General features: G+C 63.5%; 1 protein-coding gene. It reads left to right on the top strand.

The genetic code is table 11. The features are described from left to right. The coding region (locus ACP7BV_RS27845) for a hypothetical protein (protein WP_426108157.1) at positions 1-504 on the top strand (504 nt) is incomplete at both ends.

The following is a 504-nucleotide window of genomic DNA, read 5'->3' as shown; positions in this document are numbered from 1 at the left end:
AAGTCGGTCGACGAAATCATCGCCAACACTGTTTACGATGGCAAGCCCTACGACCTGTTCGCCTACGACGGCGGCTGGGTCCTCAGTACCAGTACCGGCACTTGGCGCATCAATGACAAATGGCAGGGCGAGACGCTGCTGCGCAACCGCGCTGACAAGCTGGACGCGAATGTCGGCAACAATTACGCGGTCCTGCCGGACGGTCGGCTCATTTCCGTAGTCTACGACGGAAGGGGGATGATGCAAATGACACCGCACGGCTATGATGTGCCGGCGCGCCAGGCCAAGCTGGCGGGCGTGATCGACAAGGCAAGCGCGTGGATGCAAAGCCAGGAGCTCGGCACCAACGACACCCTGACCCAGGCGCACCAGCTGATGGGCCTTGGTGAAGCGGCACGTTTCTATTCACGTGACGCGGCGCGGCGCGCGGCGATCGAAGCCAAGATGAACAGCATCGCCGCCACACTGCGCGGGCGTCAGCTGGCCGACGGCAGCTGGGGCGCG

The sequence above is a fragment of the Massilia sp. TSP1-1-2 genome (assembly GCF_049896185.1).
Classification (GTDB): Bacteria; Pseudomonadota; Gammaproteobacteria; order Burkholderiales; family Burkholderiaceae_D; genus Telluria_A.
Note: the sequence above shows the minus strand (reverse complement) of the source record. Positions and strands in the feature narration are given on the sequence as shown.